The organism is Modestobacter lacusdianchii (genome assembly GCF_054177765.1).
Genome location: NZ_JBJJTJ010000008.1, coordinates 1 through 16,841, shown reverse-complemented (window position 1 = coordinate 16,841; position 16,841 = coordinate 1). Strand labels below are relative to the sequence as shown.

Genomic DNA, 16,841 nt, shown 5'->3' with positions numbered 1-16,841 from the left:
GTCCGGCCGGGCGGGCGGGCCTGGGGGAGACTCGGGCGTGGCCAACGACCGGCGCGGGGGACCGCTGCGCACCCTGCTCGGCCGGATCGGCGGAGCGTTGTGGCCCATCCCCGTGCTGGGGGTGCTGCTGGCCATCGGGCTGGGCGTCCTGGTCCCGGCGGTCGACGGCTGGCTCGACGAGCCCGGCGGGCACCCGCTCACCTTCGCCTTCGGCGGTGGCGCCTCCGCGGCCCGCGACCTGCTGGCGGCGATCGCCGGCTCGCTGATCTCGGTCACCGGTCTGACCTTCTCGCTGACCGTCATCGCCCTGCAGCTGAGCAGCAGCCAGTACTCGCCGCGGCTGCTGCAGACCTTCGCCACCGACCGGGTGGTCCAGCTGACGCTGGCGCAGCTGATGCTCACCTTCGTCTACGCCCTCACCGTGCTGCGCACCGTGCGCACCGAGAGCGCGACCGAGGACGACACCGCCTTCGTGCCGCGGCTGTCGATCACCGTCGCCTACGTGCTGACCCTGGGCAGCGTGCTGGCCCTGGTGGTGTTCCTGGAGCACCTGTCCCGGGTGCTGCGGGTGGAGACGATGCTCCGCGACGTCCACTCCGAGGGCACCCGCACCATCGACCGGGAGCTGGGCAGCGCCCAGGACGACGGCACGGACGACGGCACGGACGGCGACCCGGGTGCACCGCCCGGCCCGCCGGTGGTGCTGACCGCCCGCTCCAGCGGCTTCGTGGTCGGCGTCGCCGAGGCGGCCGCCGCCCGCGCCGCCCGGGACGCCGGGGCGCAGGTGCGGCTGGCGGTGCGGATCGGGGACTCCGTCGTCGAGGGCACCCCGGTGGCGCACGCCTGGCCCGACGTGCCCGGCGCGGCCGTCGACGCCGCGCGGCTGGAGGAGGCGCTGGACGAGGTGCTGCAGCTGCACTTCGAGCGCTCGCCGGAACGGGACGTCGCCTACGCGCTGCGCAAGGTCATCGACATCGCCGTCCGGGCGCTCTCACCCGGGATCAACGACCCGACGACCGCGGTGCACGCGCTCTCGCACGCCTCGGCCCTGCTCGGCGTGCTGGCCACCCGCCCCTCCGACCTCCGGGTGGTGCGGGACGACGAGGGCGCGGTGCGGGTGGTGGTGCCCGCCTGGGAGCTGCCGGCGCTGCTGCAGCTGGTGCTGGAGGAGCCGCTGCACTTCGCCGAGGGGCAGCCGGCGGTGCTGCGCCGGATCGCCGGGCTGCTGCGCGAGGTGGCCTGGCGGGCGCGCGGGCGGGGGGTGGACGAGCTGCTGCGGCGTCACGCGGCGAAGGTGGCGGCCGTCGCGGAGGAGACCACCGACGTCGGCGAGGACGAGACCCGCGAGTGGCGGCACGTGGTCGACCTGGCCCTCGCGGGGAGCTGGCCCCCGGCAGCCTGACCGCCTGCGGAGACGACGACGGCCGGACCCCGTGCTGGGCCCGGCCGTCGTCGGGTGGGGCTCAGGCGCCGGTCGCGGACCCCTCGGGGGCGTTGTGCACCAGCAGCCGGTCGCCGGAGTCGGCCATCGAGCTGCCCAGGCTGGAGAGGACGTGCAGGCCGACGTCGTCGGCGGCCTGCACGCCGGTCAGGTCGAGCACCACGGTCGAGTGGCCCTGCCGGCGCAGGCCCTCGACGGTGCCGCGGAGCAGGTCGGCGCCGGCCGGGGTGAGGTGGCCGCTGACCCGGACCCTGCCGGTGTGGCCGTCCACCACCTCGGTCAGCGTGCGGCCGGTGGGGGTGCGCGGTGATCGCGTGGGGGGGCATGTCGTCCTCCGGTGTGTCGGTGCGATCGGTGGGTGCACGGCGGGTCGGTCGGGCGGCGCCCGGTCGTCGGAGCGGCTCCGCCACCGGGTGCGCCGTCGTCCGACCATGGCAGCCGATCCGGTTCCGCCACAAGCGGCCGGCCGAAGAGTCACGGACCCTTCACACGACGCACCCCGTGCCGACCGCCGGCTCGCGAGCCGGCGCCGCTGCCCGCAGGCTGCACCGGGTCGGGCAACCGGCGCGGTGCTCGAGGGAGGCCGCGCGGGACGAGCGGGTGCAGCAGAGGGAGGCGACATGTGGTGGGACTCGTGGTCGGACGTGGCCCGGGTGCTGGCGGTCGGCGCGGCCGCCTACGTGAGCGTGGTGGTCGTGCTGCGGCTGTCGGGCAAGCGGACGCTGGCCAAGCTCAACGCCTTCGACCTGGTGGTCACCGTGGCCCTGGGCTCGACGCTGGCCACCATCCTGCTGAACTCCGACGTCTCCTGGGCCGAGGGCGTGACCGCGCTGGTGCTGCTGGCGGCGCTGCAGGCGCTGGTCGCCTGGGTCACCGTGCACCGGCCGGCGGCGCGCGGGGTGGTGACCTCGCGGCCGACGCTGCTGTGGCGCGACGGCCGGCCGATCAGCGAGACGCTGACCCGGCAGCGCGTGGCGCTGGACGAGGTGCGGCAGGCGGTGCGGGCGTCGGGTCAGGGTGACCTGGGCGAGATCGCCGCGGTGGTGCTGGAGAGCGACGGGACGCTCAGCGTCGTCCCGCGGAGCACGATCGGTGACTGGTCGGCGCTGGCGGGGGTCGCCGGGGTGAGCCGCGGCAGCGGGGCCGACGACGACCCCGCCGGACGGCGCGGGTGAGCTTTGCGATCGTGTGAAGGTCGGCGGACACGGCCGCCCACCCCTGGATCCGTCGCCGTTCCGTCACGCAGGGTGTGCGCATGGTCTCCGTGTGGATCCTGTCCGTGCACAACCTCCACTGCCCAGAGTGCGACAGCCGGCTGATCGAGCGGGCCGGCCGGTGCGTCGTGCCCGGTCGGCGCAGCCCGGTGCACGTCGGCGAGGTGGGCACCCTGCGCTGCCCGGTCGGCCACCCGCTGCCGCCGCGCGAGCAGCTGTACGCCCACCGCGAGGCGCAGGGGCGGCCGCGCACCGCCGAGGTGTGGGAGGTCGCGCCGCCGACGGCGGCCACCGCTGCGGCTGCGGCCACGGCCGCCGGGGTGCCCCAGCCGAGCGCCGTCGCGCCGTCGCCGTCGCCCTCGTTCGCGGACGCGTGAGCCGGCCGTGACCAGCCTGCTGCCCCCGCCCGCCGTCCGTCCGCCCGTCCGTCCGGGCGCCGTCCGGGGCGGTGTCGCCCGGCCGGTCACCGCTCGCAGCGGGGCTCTCGCGGTGCTGCTGCGCTGCCCGGGCTGCTCGTCCCGGGACCTGGTGGACACCACCCCCGCGGCGGAGGACCGGAGCTGGTGGGCCCGGATGCGCTGCCGCGCGTGCGGCCACCGGTGGGCGGCGCGCTCCTGACCCTCCCGTCCGGTCCCCGCCGGCGGTGGGATCGGCCGCGAGCTGAGCAGGGTGCGGCAGGCCTGCTCGCCGCGCCCCGTGAGCGCGTCCCGGCACCGTCGTCCGGTGCGGCCGGTCAGCCCGCGCCGGCCGGCGTGAGCCTCACGAACACGACCTGCGGCGGGGCGGACAGCCGGATCGGGACGGCGCCGAAGCCGAGCCCGCAGGTCACGAACAGCCGGTTGCCGGGCGCCCCGTACCCGGCCGGTGACCAGCCGTCGGCCACCTGCTCCTCCTCGGCGCTGAGCCCCAGCCGCGACCAGCGCGGCAGACCGGGCACCCCGATCTGGCCGCACCGCGTGTGCCCGGCCAGGGTCAGCGGCGCGCTGCCGGCCGGCAGGGACGGGAACGCGGTCGGGTCGTGCACCAGGACCACCCGCGGGGCGTCGTCCGGGACGCCGGCGAAGGCGACCGCCGGGCCGGGCCGCCGGCCGCCCGCACCGTCGAGTCCCACGACCCACAGGTCGGTCTCCGGCGACTCCCCGGTGGGCGGGGGGAGCCGCCGGGCTCCGTCGCGGAGCACCTCGGCACCGGCCTCCCCGAGGGCGCGGGTCAGCTCGTCGGACGCCCCGGCGGCGTGGTCGTGGTCGCCGAGCACCGCGTAGACGGTCAGTCGTGCCTCGAGCAGCGGCGCGAGCAGCTCCAGCACCTGGTCCACCTGCCGGTGCACGACCTCGTCGCGGTGGGCGCCGTGCACCAGGTCGCCGGCCAGCAGCACGGCGTCCGGCTCGGCGTCGACGACGGCGGCGACCGCACGCTCGACCGTCCCCGTGTTGGCCCACCGGGCCCCCACCTGCAGGTCGGAGAGGACGGCGATCTCGGTGCCCGTCCACTCGCCGCTGAGCCCGGGCAGGGGGACGTCCAGCCGCTCCTCGTCCAGGACCAGGCGCGGCTCGACCAGCACCCCCCAGCCCACCAGCAGGCCGACCACGGCCGTGAGGCCGAGCAGTGCCCGCAGCGCCCAGCGCCTCATCGGGCCCGGGGCCCGGGTCCGGACGGCGGGGTGGCCATGGCGGGGCGGCTCCGGGGTGTCGGTGGTCTGCTCACCCCCAGGTTGGGTGCCGCGAGGAGGCGCCGCGGCGGAGGCGCCGGGCTCGACCGCTAACCGTCATGCAGCGGCGCTCCCCGATGACGGTCTCGTGGCAACCGGCCGGTCAGCCGGTCGGTGCGGCGGGCGAGCTGCTGCCCGGCGGCGCCACCGAGCGGTAGTCGTCCCGGTCCACCGGCGCACCGGTGAGCCCCTCGTCGGTGGGCACCTCGACCGGCACGCCGCCGGAGGTGAACCGCACCTCGCCGACGGTCGGCAGCGTGGTGAGGGTCCAGACCAGCTGCGCGAAGGTGAGCAGCTGGTTGCCACCGCTGACGTCGGTCAGCTCGACCGGCAGGTCGACCTGGAGCCGCCGCTCGACCAGCCCGGTCGGCACGGTCTCGGTCTGCGGGGCGATCGCGGTGCGGAGCCCGGAGAGCACCTCCGCGCGGGTCGGCCCGGCGACGAGCACCTCCAGCAGGGTGGTCGGGTCCTGGGCCGGTGCGGAGCGGGTCACCGGCTCCAGCTCGGCGCCGCGGACGAAGAACACCTCGAGCTCGACCGCCCCCGGGCCGGGGCCGGTCGCCCGGGAGGTCGGTGCCTCGGTCAGGGTGAGCCGCTCCGGGCGGTCCTGGGTGCCGATCCCGCAGCCGGCGACCAGCACCAGGAACGCGGCGAGGACGGCGAACGGCCGCCTCACCGGGTGCTCCCCAGCGGCAGCTCGACGGTGAACCGGGCACCGCCCTGCGGGCTCTCGCCGACCGTCACGGTGCCGTGCACGGCGTGCACGTGCCGGGTGACCAGCGCCAGTCCCAGCCCGGCACCCGGGGTCCGGGTCCGGGTGCTGCCCGCGCCGCGGGCGAAGCGCTCGAACACCCGGGCCCGGTCCCCGGCCGGCACCCCGGGGCCGCCGTCGTCCACGTGCAGCCGGACCGTCCGCCCGTCCCCGGCCCGCTCCAGGACGACGGCGCGCAGCCCCTGGCCGTGGGTGTCCGCGTTGTCCATCAGGTTGCCCAGCACCCGTTCCAGCCGGCGCTTGTCCGCCCGGACGACGAGCTCCGCGGCGTCGGCCGGGGCGTCGACCGGCACCGGCGGCCGGCCGGCCAGCGCGCGGCGGGCGAGCACCGCCCGCAGCAGGTCGGCCACCCGGACGTCCTCCAGCGCCACGTCGGTGCTGCCGGCGTCGGAGCGGGAGATCTCCAGCAGGTCGGCGACCAGCCGCTCGAACCCCTGCACCTCGGCTCGCAGCAGCGCCAGTCCCTCCTGCCCGTCGGGGGGCAGCCGCTCGACGTGCTCCTCGACCAGCGACATCGCGCCCAGCATCGCCGTCAGCGGCGTCCGGAGCTCGTGGCTGACGTCGGCGGCGAAGCGGGCGTCGCTGCGCACCCGTTCCTCCAGCGCGGCCACGGTCTGGTTGAACGAGGCCGCCAGCGGGGCCAGCGACGGGTCGCCCTGCGGGTCGAGGCGGGCCCCCAGGTAGCCGCCGGCGATCGCCCCGGCCACCGTGGAGATCCGCTCCAGCGGGCGCAGGGTCGGCCGGGTGCTCCACCAGCCCACGACCAGCGCGACCGGGACCGAGGTCAGCACCGCCAGGAGCAGCACCGTGCCCAGCACCCGGTAGGTCCGGTCGAGCTCGTCGAGCGGGAAGACCTCGAAGTAGGCGTCGTCCAGGCCGGCCAGCGGGATGCCCACGGCGAGCACGGTCTCGCCCTGCACGGTGATCCGCTGCCGGGCCGGGGTGCCCCCGACCACGGTGTCCCGCAGGCCGCGCGGCAGGTCGTCCCGGCCGACCAGCAGCGACGTCGTCGTCCACTCACCGCTGTCGACGTGGAGCGACGTCGACCCGGTCTGCCGGGGCAGCTGGGCCAGCAGCTGGGGGAGGGTCAGCCCCGCCGCGGAGGCGCCGCGCTGCAGCTGCGCGGCGTTGGCGCTGGCCTGGGCCAGGGTCGCGCGCTCCCGCTGCAGCAGCAGGTACTGCGACACCGCTCCCCAGACCGTGAGCGCCAGCGCCGTCGACAGCACCAGCGTGATGGCGGTGAAGGCCAGCGTCGCCCGGCCGCGCAGCGTGCGCGGCACCGCGACCGGCACCGTCCGGGTCCGCCGGCGAGCGGGCGCCGGCTCGGCGGCAGTGCTCATGCAGGCACGCGGTAGCCCATCCCGCGCACCGTCAGCACGACGGCCGGGGAGCTCGGGTCCCGCTCCACCTTCTTGCGCAGCCGGCGGACGTGCACGTCCACCAGCCGGGAGTCGCCGAAGTAGTCGTAGCCCCACACCCGCTCGAGCAGCTCCTCGCGGGTGAGCACCCGGCCGGGCTCGGCGGCGAGCTCGCACAGCAGCTTGAACTCCGTGCGGGTCAGGTCCAGCGGGTCGCCGTCCCGGGTGACCGTGCCGTCGGACGGGGTCAGCACCAGGTCGCCGATGACCACCTCGCGGCGCGGCTCGGGCACCCGGGTGCGCCGGGCCAGCGCGCGGATCCGGGCGGACAGCTCCTTCGGCACGAACGGCTTGGAGACGTAGTCGTCCGCGCCGGCCTCCAGGCCGGCGACCACGTCGTGGCTGTCCGAGCGGGCGGTCACCATGATCACCGGGGTGTTGGAGGTCCGCCGGATCGCCCGGCAGACCTCGAAGCCGTCCTGCCCGGGCAGCATCAGGTCCAGCAGGATGACGTCGAAGTCGCGCTCGGCCAGCCGCTGCAGCCCGGCCTCCCCGCTCTCGGCCTCGGTGACCTGCAGGCCCTCGCGCTCCAGGGTCAGCTGCACGATGCGGCGGATGCGGGGGTCGTCCTCGATGACCAGCACGGACCGTGACACGCCGGTCAGTCTGCCCATCGGCCGCGCCGGTCACCACCTGCACGTCCCCCGGTGCCGCCGGCCCCTGGGCCGCTCAGCCGGACTGCCCTGCCGACGTCCGCCGGACCAGCCCGGCGACCTGGTCGGCCACCACCTGCGGCGCGGTGAGCGGCAGCATGTGCCCGGCGTGCGGCAGGCGCACCAGCTGACCGTCGGGCAGGGCGTCGAGCAGCCGTCGGGCGTCCTCGTCGGGCACCTCGCTGTCCTGGCCGCCGTGCACCACCACCGCCGGCACCGGCAGTGCCGGGGCGAGCTGCTGCCCGTCGTGGCTGATGCTGGCCAGCACGGTGCCGGCCAGCGCCCGTGGCCGGGTGGCCAGGAAGTCGGCGCGGGCGCGGGAGACCAGCTCGGCCGGCTCGTGCCCGGCGAACGCCCACCGCCGCGACACCCGGTCGGTGACGGCGTCCCAGCCGCGCAGCCGGCGCCCGAGGCGCACGCCCAGCAGCAACAGGCCCAGCCAGGCGGTGCGGACGACGGCGCCGACCGGCCCGGGCAGGTCGCGGGCCGGCAGGCCGGGCACGGTGACCGCCGAGCCGCCCGAGCCGGCGAAGACGACGCCGGAGACGTGCTCGGTGCCGGCCCCGGCCACGTGCTGCAGCAGGATCGCGCCGCCCAGGCTGTGGCCGACCAGCGTCACCTGCTCGCCGTCCCGGCGGACGTGGGCGAGCACCGCGGCCAGGTCGGCGGCGTGGCTGGCCAGCCGGTACCGGCCGGTGCCCGCCGGCCCGCTCCGGGCGTGCCCGCGCAGGTCGTAGGCGACGACCCGGCAGGTGCCGGCCAGCCGGTCGGGCACCTCGCCCCACGAGCTGGTCGACATGCCCAGCCCGTGCACGAGCACGACCAGCGGTGCGTCCTCGGCACCCCAGCTGGTCACCGCCAGTCGGGTGCCGTCGAACGAGACGAGGTCGGTCATCGGTGCTCCTGGTGGGGTGGCGGGCGGGACGTGGGGGAGGCGCCGGCGGCCAGCTCCAGCTCGGCGATGACCAGCGGCACCACGGCCAGGGAGACCTGGAACCCGGTCGCCCGGGCGTGGGAGAAGCCGTCCCCGTGCCGCAGCCGGACGAACGACCGGGCCGGTCAGCGCCCCCAGCCCCTCGTGCCGGACGACCCGCCAGACGGCAGGGACGGTCAGTGGGTCCGTGCGGCGGACGGCGAGCTCGGGGACCAGGTCGACGGCGCTCATCGCTCGGGCACCGTCCTCCTCGCACTCGTCACGGTCCGGCCGGCTGCCCGGCGTGGCTGCTGCTGGCCGCGGGAGGCCGCTCGCGCCGGGCGTCAGGTGGCCCGGACCGGAGCGGTGCCCACCAGCCGGCGCCGCAGCCGCGACGTCGCGGGAACGCCACGCGGCTGCAAGGCGACCGCAACACCTGGGCTCAGTCGCCGGCGACCCGCCGGTAGAGCCGGCGGCCCGGGGCCGAGCTCACCCCGTGCGCCAGGGTGCTCGCCGCGACGACCAGGGTGCCGGCCGCCCACAGCCGGGGGTCGGTGACGCCCTCCTCGACGCTGAACGTCAGGTAGAAGACCGCGCTCACCCCGATCGGGCCGAACCAGCCGAGGAAGACGCCGTCGCGCAGCCGCAGCCCCAGCGGCCGGGTCAGGGCCAGCAGCACCGGCAGCCGGCGCAGCAGCAGCACCGCGACCGGGAACACCACCGCCGCCCAGCCCAGGTCGGCCCACGCCGACCAGGGCAGCTCGATGCCCAGCAGCAGGAACAGCGGCAGGACGACGTAGCGGTTGACCCCCTCGTCGATGGTGTTCTGCGGCCCGACCTCGTCGTTCGCCACCCCCGCGTTGTAGGCCAGCCCCGCCACGAAGACGGCCAGCACGCCGTCGGTGTCAGCCACCCGGGCCAGCCCCAGCACGGCGACGGCCAGCACCAGGGTGAAGATCAGCGAGGCGCCCTCGGAGACGTCGGACCGGCGCAGCGCGAACGTCACGGCCCGCCCGGCGACGAACCCGGCGGCGGCGCCGATCGCGGCACCCACCGCCACCTGGTACAGCCCGTCGAGCGCGGCGTGCCCGACCGACTCACCGACCACCAGGGCGATGCCCAGCAGCACCAGCGGCAGCGCCAGCCCGTCGTTGGCGCCCGACTCGGCCGACAGCAGCTGCCGGGTGCGGGCCGGGAGGTGCTCCTCGGCCGGCTTCCCGGTGACCACGCTCGAGGCCAGCACCGGGTCGGTCGGCGCGACGCAGGCGCCGAGGAGCAGGGCCAGGGCCAGGGGCACGCCCAGCACCAGCCAGGCCAACCCGGCCGACAACGCCGCCATGCTCACCATGCCGACCGTCACCAGCACCGCGGTGGGGGTGACGATCGGCCGCAGGCGGCGGACCGGGTAGCGCAGCGCCACCCCCATCAGCGAGACGGCCAGCAGCACCCGGCCCATCTCGCTGAGCAGGGTCGGGCGGGTCGACTCGGACACCTCGATCAGGCCGAGCAGCTGCGGGCCGACGAGCACGCCGAGCAGCATCGCCAGCAGCGGCTCGCTGAACGGCAGGTCGCGGATCCGGCTGGACAGTGCGGCCAACGCGACGGCGAGGCTGCCGACCAGGGCGTAGGCGAGGTGGAGCTGGTCCATCCGGTCGTTCCTCCGGGGCGGATCGCACGGGGCCGCGGGCTCGGGCCGGCTGTCGATCATGCCGCCGGCGGCGCGGGTGCGCGCACCGGGCAGCTCACCCGGGACGACGACGCCAGTCACCTCGCCCCCCCCGGCCGACCGGCCGGACGCGGTCGCCGGCGGTGCTGCGGCTGGTCGACCGGGCCCGACCGGCGGTGCGGAAGGCGGGGAGGTGTGCTCCTCGTCGCACCCTCGTGGCCGTGCGCCCGGGTCGGCCGGCGGCGGAGTCCCTGGTCACGCCGGGTGTCGGTCGGTGCGGCCCGCGACCTACCGGCGCAGGACCGGAGGCGCGCCGCGATCGTCACCGGAGTAATCGGCTCCGGCGCATTGTCACGGAACTGCAACGACGGTTAGCGTGACCCGGTCCGGTCGGTCGTCCCGCCCCCGCAGGGGAGCCCGTACACCCGCCGTAGCCCACACCCGCCGGGTCGTCGGAGCTGCGCTCGCACCCCTCGGAGCACCACGACTCATGCACCCCCGCGCCACCCTGTCCGGCCCGCGTCGCCGGAGCAGTCAGCCGCGCCGCGGCACGCTCGCCGCCGCCCGCCGACCCGGGGTCTTCCTGGGCGCCGCCGCGGCCGGCGCCGTCCTGGTCAACGTCCTGGTCGGGGCCGAACCGGCGGCGCAGGCGGTCGGCGTCTCCGAGCCGGTGAGCGTGGCCGAGGAGCTCGGCCTGAGCGCGCTGTCCGCGCCGGTCGACCCGGCGCGGGACCTGGCGCCGCTGGAGCAGCTGGCCGCCAGCCGGAGCACGCGTGAGGCCGCCCAGACCGCCGCACAGCAGGCCCAGGCGGCCGCCGACCAGGCCGAGCTCGAGCGCCAGCGGCTCGAGGCCGAGGCCGCCGCCCGGGCCGCCGAGGAGGCAGCTGCCGCAGCGGCGGCCCAGGCCGCCGCCGAGGCCGCCGCGAAGGAGCAGGCGGCTGCCGAGCAGCGGGCCGCCGAGGCAGCCAGCCGCCCGTCCGCCGCCAAGCCGTCGGCCGGCTCCGTCTCGGCCGCGATCGCCGGGGCCGTCGCCCGGATCACCAACACGGCCGGCAGCGTCAAGCCGCAGGTCCAGCGGGCCGCCGACCAGGTCGTGTCCAACGTGCCCGGCGCCGCAGGGATCACGCTCGGTGGCACCCGGGCCAGCGCGGCCGACCCCGGCGGGCACCCGTCCGGCCTGGCCCTGGACTACATGGTCATGTCCGATGCCGCCCTCGGCGACGCCATCGCGCAGTACCACATCGACCACTGGGCCGAGCTCGGCGTCGCGTACGTGATCTGGGAGCAGCGGATGCTCAGCTCGCCCGGTGGCTCCTGGAAGCCGATGGAGGACCGGGGCGGTGTGACGGCGAACCACTTCGACCACGTGCACGTCAACTACCGCTGACCCCGGCGGCCGGTCAGGCCCGGTCGTGCACGGTGACCGCGTAGCCGTCCGGGTCCAGGAAGGTGAACGTCCGGCCGAACGGGCCGTCGACCGGCGCCGCCGGCAGCGGCACCCCCGCCTCGGCCAGGCTGTCGTGCAGCGCCTGCGCGTCGTCGGCGTGCAGCCACAGCGCGACGCCGGCCCTCGGACGGGGGGCGACCGCGTCGAGGTCGACGCCGGGCAGTGGCTCCCGGACGGCGAAGGTCACCGGCCGGGTGTCGAAGACGACGGCGCAACCGAGCTGACCACCCCCGGTCGCCGGCAGCTGCAGGCGGCGAGCGCCGCCGTTCGGGCGGTCGAGCGGCAGATGCTCACCGCCCTGCCGCCGGCGGCGCAGTCCCGGCTCCTGGCCGACCTCGCGGCCTGCGCTGCCGCCCTCGCCCCCACGACCACAGAGCCCGACGAGGCCTGATCGGCTCGTCCGCCGATCGGGCGACACGCGCGAGCATCGATTGACTTTCGATAGACAGTCAACGACATTCGATGCATGGCGATCGAACAACGGGCAGTGGCCCCGCTCCGGGTCTTCCTCGGGGTGCTCTTCGCGATGCTGGTCGCGCTGCAGGCGGTGTCGCTTCCCGGCGAGTTCGCCCAGCTGGCCGCGGAGTCGCCGCAGGACGCGCACCTGCGCTGGCCGCTGACCGCGGTCGCCGTCTTCCTGGTGCTCTGCGTGCAGGTGGTGATCGTGGCGACCTGGAAGCTGCTCACCCTGGTCGAGGACGACCGCATCTTCAGCGACGCGTCCTCGACCTGGGTCGACGCGATCGTGCGCGCGGTCGCCGCCGCCTGGGTCGTGCTGAGCGGCGTCACGCTGTGGTCCGGTCTCCGCGCCGACGACCCCGCGGTGCCGATCCTGCTGGTGCTCACCTGGTCCGGCGTCACCGTGCTCGGGCTGCTGATGGTCGTGCTGCGGGCGCTGCTGCGGCAGGCCACGACGCTGCGCACCGACATGGAAGCCGTCATCTGATGCCGATCGTCGTGCGGATCGACGTCCAGCTGGCCCGGCGCAAGATGAGCGTGGGCGAGTTCGCCGAGCGGGTCGGGCTGACCCCGGCCAACGTGGCGGTGCTCAAGAACGGCCGGGCGAAGGCGGTGCGGTTCAGCACCCTGGAGGCGATGTGCCGGGTGCTCGACTGCCAGCCCGGCGACCTGCTGGAGTGGGTGGCCGACGCCGGTGACCAGCAGGTCGCGGTCGGCGCCGCGGCGGGGGACGAGTGACCGGTCCCGACGCCGTCGACGTGCTGGTGGTCGGCGCCGGCCTCGCCGGCCTGCACGCCGCCACGCTGCTGGCCGACCGTGGCCGCGACGTGCTGGTGGTGGAGCGGCGCACCACGCTCACCGGCGCGATCCGCACCACCGGGATCTTCGTCCGCAAGACCCTCGACGACTTCCCGCTCCCCGAGCACTGCCTCGGGCCGCCGATCCGCCGGGTGGTGCTCTACCCGCCCTCGCTGCGGAGCCCGGTGACCCTGGACAGCGCGCGCGACGAGTACCGGGTCGGCGACATGGCAGGGCTCTACCTCGCCGCGGCCCGGTCGGCGGCCGACGCCGGCGTGCGGCTGGCGCTGGGCACCCGCTACCTCGGGCGCACCGGTGACGGCGTCCGGCTGGCCGGACCGGACGGGCCGGTGCTGGTGCGGGCCCGGTTCCTCGTGGGCGCCGACGGCGCCCGGTCCCGCGTCGCCCGCGACCTGGGCCTGGACCGCAACCGGCCGCTGCTGGTCGGGGCCGAGGAGGTCTTCCCGGTGCCGCCGGGCGCGGGGCCGCCGGCGTTCCACTGCGTGCTCGACCCCACGCTGGCCCCCGGTTACCTGGCCTGGGTGGTGGACGACGGTGAGCACGCCCATGTGGGGGTGGCCGGCTACCCGGACCGCTTCCCCGAGGGCATGCGCGCCGCGCTGGCCAGGTTCCGGGCCGCTGCCCCCGGCCTCGACCGGGTCGACCGGGTCGGTGACGTGGAGCGGCGCGGTGGCCCGATCCCGGTCGGCGGGCTGCTGCGGAGGATCGGCTGTGCGGAGGGGCTGCTGGTCGGTGACGCCGCGGGTGCGGTCTCCCCGCTCACCGCCGGGGGCCTGGACCCGTGCCTGCGGCTGTCCGAGCACGCCGCCGACGTCCTCTCCGACGCGCTCGACGCCGGGCGGCCCGATCCGCTGGACCACTACGACGGCGCCGTCCTCCGTGCGGCCTTCCGCGGCCGGCTGCTGATGCGCACGGGCCTGTCCCAGGTGCGCACGCCGGCGATGGCGGCCGCCGGCCACGCGCTGCTGCGGACGCCGCTCGGGCGGGCCGCCGCCCGTCGGGTGCTCTTCGGCGACCGGTCGTTCCCGACACCCGGCTGACCGCCCGTCGGGTCCGGGGGGTGGCCTCCTACCGTGTGCCGGTGCCTTCCCGCCCCCGTCCGGCGTCGACCGCCCGCTCTGCCGGATGACCGACGTCCTCGCGCTCGACCTGCTCCCCGAGGGGCTCACCCCGACCGTGCTGGTGCTGGTCCTGCTGGCCGCGCTCACGGCGGGCTTCATCGACGCCGTCGTCGGCGGCGGCGGTCTGGTGCAGCTGCCCGCCCTGCTGCTGGTGCCCGGCATGAGCCCGGTGCAGGCGCTGGCCACCAACAAGCTCGGCTCCATCCTCGGCACGACCACCAGTGCCGTCACCTTCTACCGCCGGGTGCGCCCCGACCTGCGCACGGCGCTGCCGATGGCCGGGGTGGCGCTGGTGAGCAGCTTCGCCGGCGCCTCGATCGCGGCGCTGCTGCCGGCCGACGTCTTCAAGCCGGTGATCGTGGTGGCGCTCGTGGGCATCGGGCTGTTCACCGTGCTGCGCCCGGCGCTGGGGGAGGTGACCGCGCTGCGGCACGTTGGCCGGCGGCACCACGGCATCGCCGCCGTCGTCGGGGTGGTCATCGGCTTCTACGACGGCATCCTCGGGCCGGGCACCGGCTCGTTCCTGGTCTTCGCGCTGGTCTCGCTGCTGGGCTACGACTTCCTCGCCGCCAGTGCGAAGGCCAAGATCGTCAACTGCGCCACCAACCTGGGCGCGCTGCTGTTCTTCGTGCCGCACGGGTCGGTGTTCTGGGGGCTGGGGCTGATGCTCGGCGCCGCCAACACGGTCGGCGCCTACCTGGGCGCCCGGACGGCGACCAGCCGGGGGAGCCGCTTCATCCGGGTCGTCTTCCTGGTCGTGGTCACCGTGTTGATCGGGCGGCTGGGCTGGGACGTCTGGACCGAGAACCGCTGACCGGCCGGGCTCAGCCGCGGCGGCGCAGCTCCTGGGCCAGCCAGCCGGCCAGGGCGAGCGGGACCACGAGGAACCCGGTCAGCACCGGGACGGTGCCCAGCGTGGAGCCGAGGGAGGCCAGCAGCAGCGGGGTGCCGAAACCGGCGTAGGCGAAGGCGTAGAACGCGCTGTTCATCGCCCCGCGGGTGTGCGGCGGCGCGAGCCGGGCGGTGAGGGTGAGCCCGGCGGTCAGGCACAGCCCGCCCGCGGCGCCGAGCAGGGCGGCCGCGGGCAGCAGCAGCGCCTCCGATCCGGCCACGACCGCGCCCACTCCGATCCCGTGACCGGCCACGGCCAGCACCATGCCGAGCGGCCCCGCACCCCGCTCGGCCTGCCGGCCCAGCCGCGCGGCGACCGCGCTGGCCCCCAGGGCGAGCCCGGCGATCAGGCCGGCGTAGGCGACGCCCACCCCCTGCGGGACGACGAGCAGGGGCAGCAGGGTCGCCGCGACGGTGGGGAAGGCGAAGACGCCGAACGCGGTGGGCGCCAGCACCGCCCAGAACGACCGCCGCGCCTCGGCGGGCAGACCCAGGGTGAGCACCTGACCCGGGCGGCGGCCCTGCACCGTCTCCGGCACGGTGGCCAGCGCCGCGAGCCCGACGAGCAGGGCAGCGACGTGCACCAGGTAGGGGAGCGTGGTGGGCGCCGGGCCGTACTGGGCGAGCAGCCCGCTCATCGCCGGTGCGATCGCGAAGCCGAGCGAGGTGGAGACCGCCCCGCGGGTGGCCGCCGACCGCTGACCGTCCGGGCCCGCGAGGTCCTGCAGCCAGGCGTTGGCCACCGAGAAGACCACGCCGGAGACCGCCCCCTGCAGCAGCCGGCCCAGGTAGAGCAGTGGCAGGTGGTCGGCGGCGGGCAGGAACAGCAGCGAGACCAGCCCGGCCAGGACGGCGAAGGGCAGCACCACCGCCCGCCGGCCGAACCGGTCCGACGCCGCGCCGGAGACGGTGAGCGCGGCGATCAGGCCGACGGCGTAGCAGCCGAAGACCGCGGTGATGTCGGCGTCGGACAGCCCCAGGGTGCGCCGGTAGACCAGCAGCAGCGGCGTGGGCACGTTGGTGCCCAGGGCCACGGTGAACAGGCCCAGGGTCAGGGCGTCCAGCTGGCGGCGTGCGGGGTTCCGCTGGACCCCCGTCGCCGGCACCTGCGGCACGCTACCGGCCCGGCGACGACGAGCGTGCACTTGCGGCTAACACATGAAGTGCGCTTCACTCGATCCGTCGTGGAGGGGAGTACCCCACACCACCTCGTCGTCAGTACGGCCCTCCGGCCCGGCGTGGTGGGCTCCCGGGGCACCGGGAGCGGGGGAGACCTCCGGTCGTCAGCTGACCGGGAGGTGCCCCGTGAACGTCCCCCTCTGGATCTGGCTCGCCGTGCTGGCGGTCATCCTGGCCATGCTCGCCCTGGACCTGTTCGCCCACCGCCGCGCGCACGTGATCGGCGTGCGCGAGGCCGCCGCCTGGTCGGCGGTGTGGGTCGCCCTGGGCGTCGGGTTCGGCGTGCTCGTCTGGTGGCAGGCCGGCGCCGACTTCGGCCAGCAGTACTTCGCCGGCTACCTGATCGAGAAGTCCCTGGCCGTGGACAACGTGTTCGTCTGGGCGATCGTGCTCACGTACTTCGCCGTCCCCCGGGAGCTGCAGCACCGGGTGCTCTTCCTCGGCGTCCTGGGCGCCCTGGTGTTCCGCGGCGTGTTCATCGCCGCCGGGTCGGTGCTGATCGCCAGCTTCAGCTGGGTGCTCTACCTCTTCGCCGCGTTCCTGCTGTTCACCGGGGTGAAGATGATCCGGCAGCGCGAGGAGCACCTGGACCCGGAGCGGTCCCAGGCGCTGCGGGTGTTCCGGCGGTTCGTGCCGATGACCAACGCCTACCACGGGCAGCGGCTGGTCGTCCGGGTCGCCGGCCGGCTGGTCGCGACCCCGCTGCTGGCGGTGCTGGTGGTCATCGAGGTCACCGACGTGGTGTTCGCCGTCGACTCCATCCCGGCGATCTTCGCGGTCACCGACGAGCCGTTCCTGGTGTTCACCGCCAACGCCTTCGCCGTCCTGGGGCTGCGGGCGATGTACTTCCTGCTCGCCGACCTGGTGCCCCGGTTCGTGTACCTGAAGACCGGGCTGGCGCTGGTGCTCGTCTGGGTCGGGGTCAAGATGGTGCTGAAGGTCGACCTGTTCTACGTGCCGACGACGGTCTCGCTGGCCGTCATCGCCACCATCATCGGGGTGTCGGTCGCGGCCAGCCTGCGGGCCACCCGCGGCCAGGGCCGGGGGGGGGGGGGGGGGGGGGGGGGGGGGGGGGGGGGGGGGGGGGGGGGGGGGGGGGGGGGGGGGGGGGGGGGGGGGGGGCGGGGGGGGGGGGGGGGG

General features: G+C 76.2%; 18 protein-coding genes. 9 read left to right on the top strand and 9 right to left on the bottom strand.

The features are described from left to right. Positions 1-37 precede the first annotated feature (37 nt). Positions 38-1,402 carry a DUF2254 domain-containing protein gene (locus ACJTNH_RS07625; protein ID WP_458174223.1) on the top strand — a complete coding sequence of 455 codons (1,365 nt, stop codon included), beginning with the start codon at positions 38-40 and terminating at the stop codon, positions 1,400-1,402. 61 nt (positions 1,403-1,463) lie between these two features. Here the strand turns inward: ACJTNH_RS07625 and ACJTNH_RS07620 are convergent, their stop codons facing one another. Then, the gene (locus ACJTNH_RS07620; protein WP_458174221.1) at positions 1,464-1,715 is read right to left on the bottom strand and encodes an STAS domain-containing protein; all 252 of its coding nucleotides are present in this window, start codon (positions 1,713-1,715) and stop codon (positions 1,464-1,466) included. Positions 1,716-2,061: 346 nt separating this feature from the next. Between ACJTNH_RS07620 and ACJTNH_RS07615 the strand changes: the two genes are divergently transcribed. Together ACJTNH_RS07615 and ACJTNH_RS07610 are read left to right on the top strand one after the other, a co-directional pair. Next, a complete protein-coding gene (locus tag ACJTNH_RS07615) occupies positions 2,062-2,616 on the top strand; it encodes a DUF421 domain-containing protein (RefSeq protein ID WP_458174219.1) in 555 nt (184 codons plus the stop codon). 80 nt (positions 2,617-2,696) lie between these two features. Next, the gene (locus ACJTNH_RS07610; RefSeq protein ID WP_458174217.1) at positions 2,697-3,032 is read left to right on the top strand and encodes a hypothetical protein; all 336 of its coding nucleotides are present in this window, start codon (positions 2,697-2,699) and stop codon (positions 3,030-3,032) included. A 356-nt stretch (positions 3,033-3,388) separates the two neighbouring features. Here the strand turns inward: ACJTNH_RS07610 and ACJTNH_RS07605 are convergent, their stop codons facing one another. The 6 genes from ACJTNH_RS07605 to ACJTNH_RS07580 all read right to left on the bottom strand — a co-directional run bounded on the left by ACJTNH_RS07605 (position 3,389) and on the right by ACJTNH_RS07580 (position 9,767). Continuing rightward, a complete protein-coding gene (locus ACJTNH_RS07605; protein WP_458174215.1) occupies positions 3,389-4,285 on the bottom strand; it encodes a metallophosphoesterase in 897 nt (298 codons plus the stop codon). A 181-nt stretch (positions 4,286-4,466) separates the two neighbouring features. Further along, entirely contained in the window at positions 4,467-5,039 is a 573-nt protein-coding gene (locus ACJTNH_RS07600) for a GerMN domain-containing protein (RefSeq protein ID WP_458174213.1), read from the bottom strand. After that, on the bottom strand, positions 5,036-6,475 hold the full coding sequence (locus tag ACJTNH_RS07595; protein ID WP_458174211.1) for an ATP-binding protein: 1,440 nt from the start codon (positions 6,473-6,475) through the stop codon (positions 5,036-5,038). The genes ACJTNH_RS07600 and ACJTNH_RS07595 overlap by 4 nt, the downstream gene beginning before the upstream one ends. Then, positions 6,472-7,149 (bottom strand): response regulator, encoded by a 678-nt coding sequence (locus tag ACJTNH_RS07590; protein ID WP_458174209.1) that lies wholly within the window; start codon positions 7,147-7,149, stop codon positions 6,472-6,474. Before ACJTNH_RS07590 ends, ACJTNH_RS07595 begins: the two co-directional genes overlap by 4 nt. Before the next feature lie 73 nt (positions 7,150-7,222). After that, a complete protein-coding gene (locus ACJTNH_RS07585) occupies positions 7,223-8,101 on the bottom strand; it encodes an alpha/beta fold hydrolase (protein ID WP_458174207.1) in 879 nt (292 codons plus the stop codon). 460 nt (positions 8,102-8,561) lie between these two features. Beyond that, a complete protein-coding gene (locus tag ACJTNH_RS07580) occupies positions 8,562-9,767 on the bottom strand; it encodes a cation:proton antiporter domain-containing protein (protein WP_458174206.1) in 1,206 nt (401 codons plus the stop codon). Positions 9,768-10,275: 508 nt separating this feature from the next. On the opposite strand from ACJTNH_RS07580, the gene ACJTNH_RS07575 reads away from it, so the two are divergent. Continuing rightward, complete coding sequence (locus tag ACJTNH_RS07575; RefSeq protein ID WP_458174204.1) at positions 10,276-11,172, top strand: hypothetical protein; 897 nt, start codon at positions 10,276-10,278, stop codon at positions 11,170-11,172. A 13-nt stretch (positions 11,173-11,185) separates the two neighbouring features. Here the strand turns inward: ACJTNH_RS07575 and ACJTNH_RS07570 are convergent, their stop codons facing one another. After that, positions 11,186-11,419, bottom strand: coding sequence for a VOC family protein (locus ACJTNH_RS07570; RefSeq protein ID WP_458174202.1), 234 nt, complete (start codon positions 11,417-11,419; stop codon positions 11,186-11,188). A gap of 279 nt (positions 11,420-11,698) precedes the next feature. On the opposite strand from ACJTNH_RS07570, the gene ACJTNH_RS07565 reads away from it, so the two are divergent. From ACJTNH_RS07565 to ACJTNH_RS07550, 4 genes are all read left to right on the top strand, one after another. Next, positions 11,699-12,178, top strand: coding sequence for a DUF2975 domain-containing protein (locus tag ACJTNH_RS07565; protein WP_458174200.1), 480 nt, complete (start codon positions 11,699-11,701; stop codon positions 12,176-12,178). After that, entirely contained in the window at positions 12,178-12,429 is a 252-nt protein-coding gene (locus tag ACJTNH_RS07560) for a helix-turn-helix domain-containing protein (RefSeq protein WP_458174198.1), read from the top strand. The genes ACJTNH_RS07565 and ACJTNH_RS07560 overlap by 1 nt, the downstream gene beginning before the upstream one ends. Further along, positions 12,426-13,550, top strand: coding sequence for an NAD(P)/FAD-dependent oxidoreductase (locus ACJTNH_RS07555; protein WP_458174196.1), 1,125 nt, complete (start codon positions 12,426-12,428; stop codon positions 13,548-13,550). The genes ACJTNH_RS07560 and ACJTNH_RS07555 overlap by 4 nt, the downstream gene beginning before the upstream one ends. An 85-nt stretch (positions 13,551-13,635) precedes the next feature. After that, positions 13,636-14,445: a TSUP family transporter gene (locus ACJTNH_RS07550; RefSeq protein WP_458174194.1), complete on the top strand. Its 810-nt coding sequence runs from the start codon at positions 13,636-13,638 to the stop codon at positions 14,443-14,445. 10 nt (positions 14,446-14,455) lie between these two features. On the opposite strand, the gene ACJTNH_RS07545 is transcribed toward ACJTNH_RS07550, so the two are convergent. Continuing rightward, on the bottom strand, positions 14,456-15,628 hold the full coding sequence (locus ACJTNH_RS07545; RefSeq protein ID WP_458174192.1) for an MFS transporter: 1,173 nt from the start codon (positions 15,626-15,628) through the stop codon (positions 14,456-14,458). 199 nt (positions 15,629-15,827) lie between these two features. Between ACJTNH_RS07545 and ACJTNH_RS07540 the strand changes: the two genes are divergently transcribed. Next, on the top strand, positions 15,828-16,841 hold a 1,014-nt coding region (locus ACJTNH_RS07540), incomplete at its 3' end, for a TerC family protein (RefSeq protein WP_458174190.1).

What these genes read in the sequence shown, in the direction of transcription:
- ACJTNH_RS07615 (WP_458174219.1), top strand. Translation starts at nt 2,062, where the DNA reads ATGTGGTGGGACTCGTGGTCGGACGTGGCCCGGGTGCTGGCGGTCGGC.
- ACJTNH_RS07610 (WP_458174217.1), top strand. Translation starts at nt 2,697, where the DNA reads ATGGTCTCCGTGTGGATCCTGTCCGTGCACAACCTCCACTGCCCAGAG.
- ACJTNH_RS07605 (WP_458174215.1), bottom strand. Translation starts at nt 4,285, where the DNA reads ATGAGGCGCTGGGCGCTGCGGGCACTGCTCGGCCTCACGGCCGTGGTC.
- ACJTNH_RS07595 (WP_458174211.1), bottom strand. Translation starts at nt 6,475, where the DNA reads ATGAGCACTGCCGCCGAGCCGGCGCCCGCTCGCCGGCGGACCCGGACG.
- ACJTNH_RS07585 (WP_458174207.1), bottom strand. Translation starts at nt 8,101, where the DNA reads ATGACCGACCTCGTCTCGTTCGACGGCACCCGACTGGCGGTGACCAGC.
- ACJTNH_RS07580 (WP_458174206.1), bottom strand. Translation starts at nt 9,767, where the DNA reads ATGGACCAGCTCCACCTCGCCTACGCCCTGGTCGGCAGCCTCGCCGTC.
- ACJTNH_RS07575 (WP_458174204.1), top strand. Translation starts at nt 10,276, where the DNA reads ATGCACCCCCGCGCCACCCTGTCCGGCCCGCGTCGCCGGAGCAGTCAG.
- ACJTNH_RS07565 (WP_458174200.1), top strand. Translation starts at nt 11,699, where the DNA reads ATGGCGATCGAACAACGGGCAGTGGCCCCGCTCCGGGTCTTCCTCGGG.
- ACJTNH_RS07560 (WP_458174198.1), top strand. Translation starts at nt 12,178, where the DNA reads ATGCCGATCGTCGTGCGGATCGACGTCCAGCTGGCCCGGCGCAAGATG.
- ACJTNH_RS07550 (WP_458174194.1), top strand. Translation starts at nt 13,636, where the DNA reads ATGACCGACGTCCTCGCGCTCGACCTGCTCCCCGAGGGGCTCACCCCG.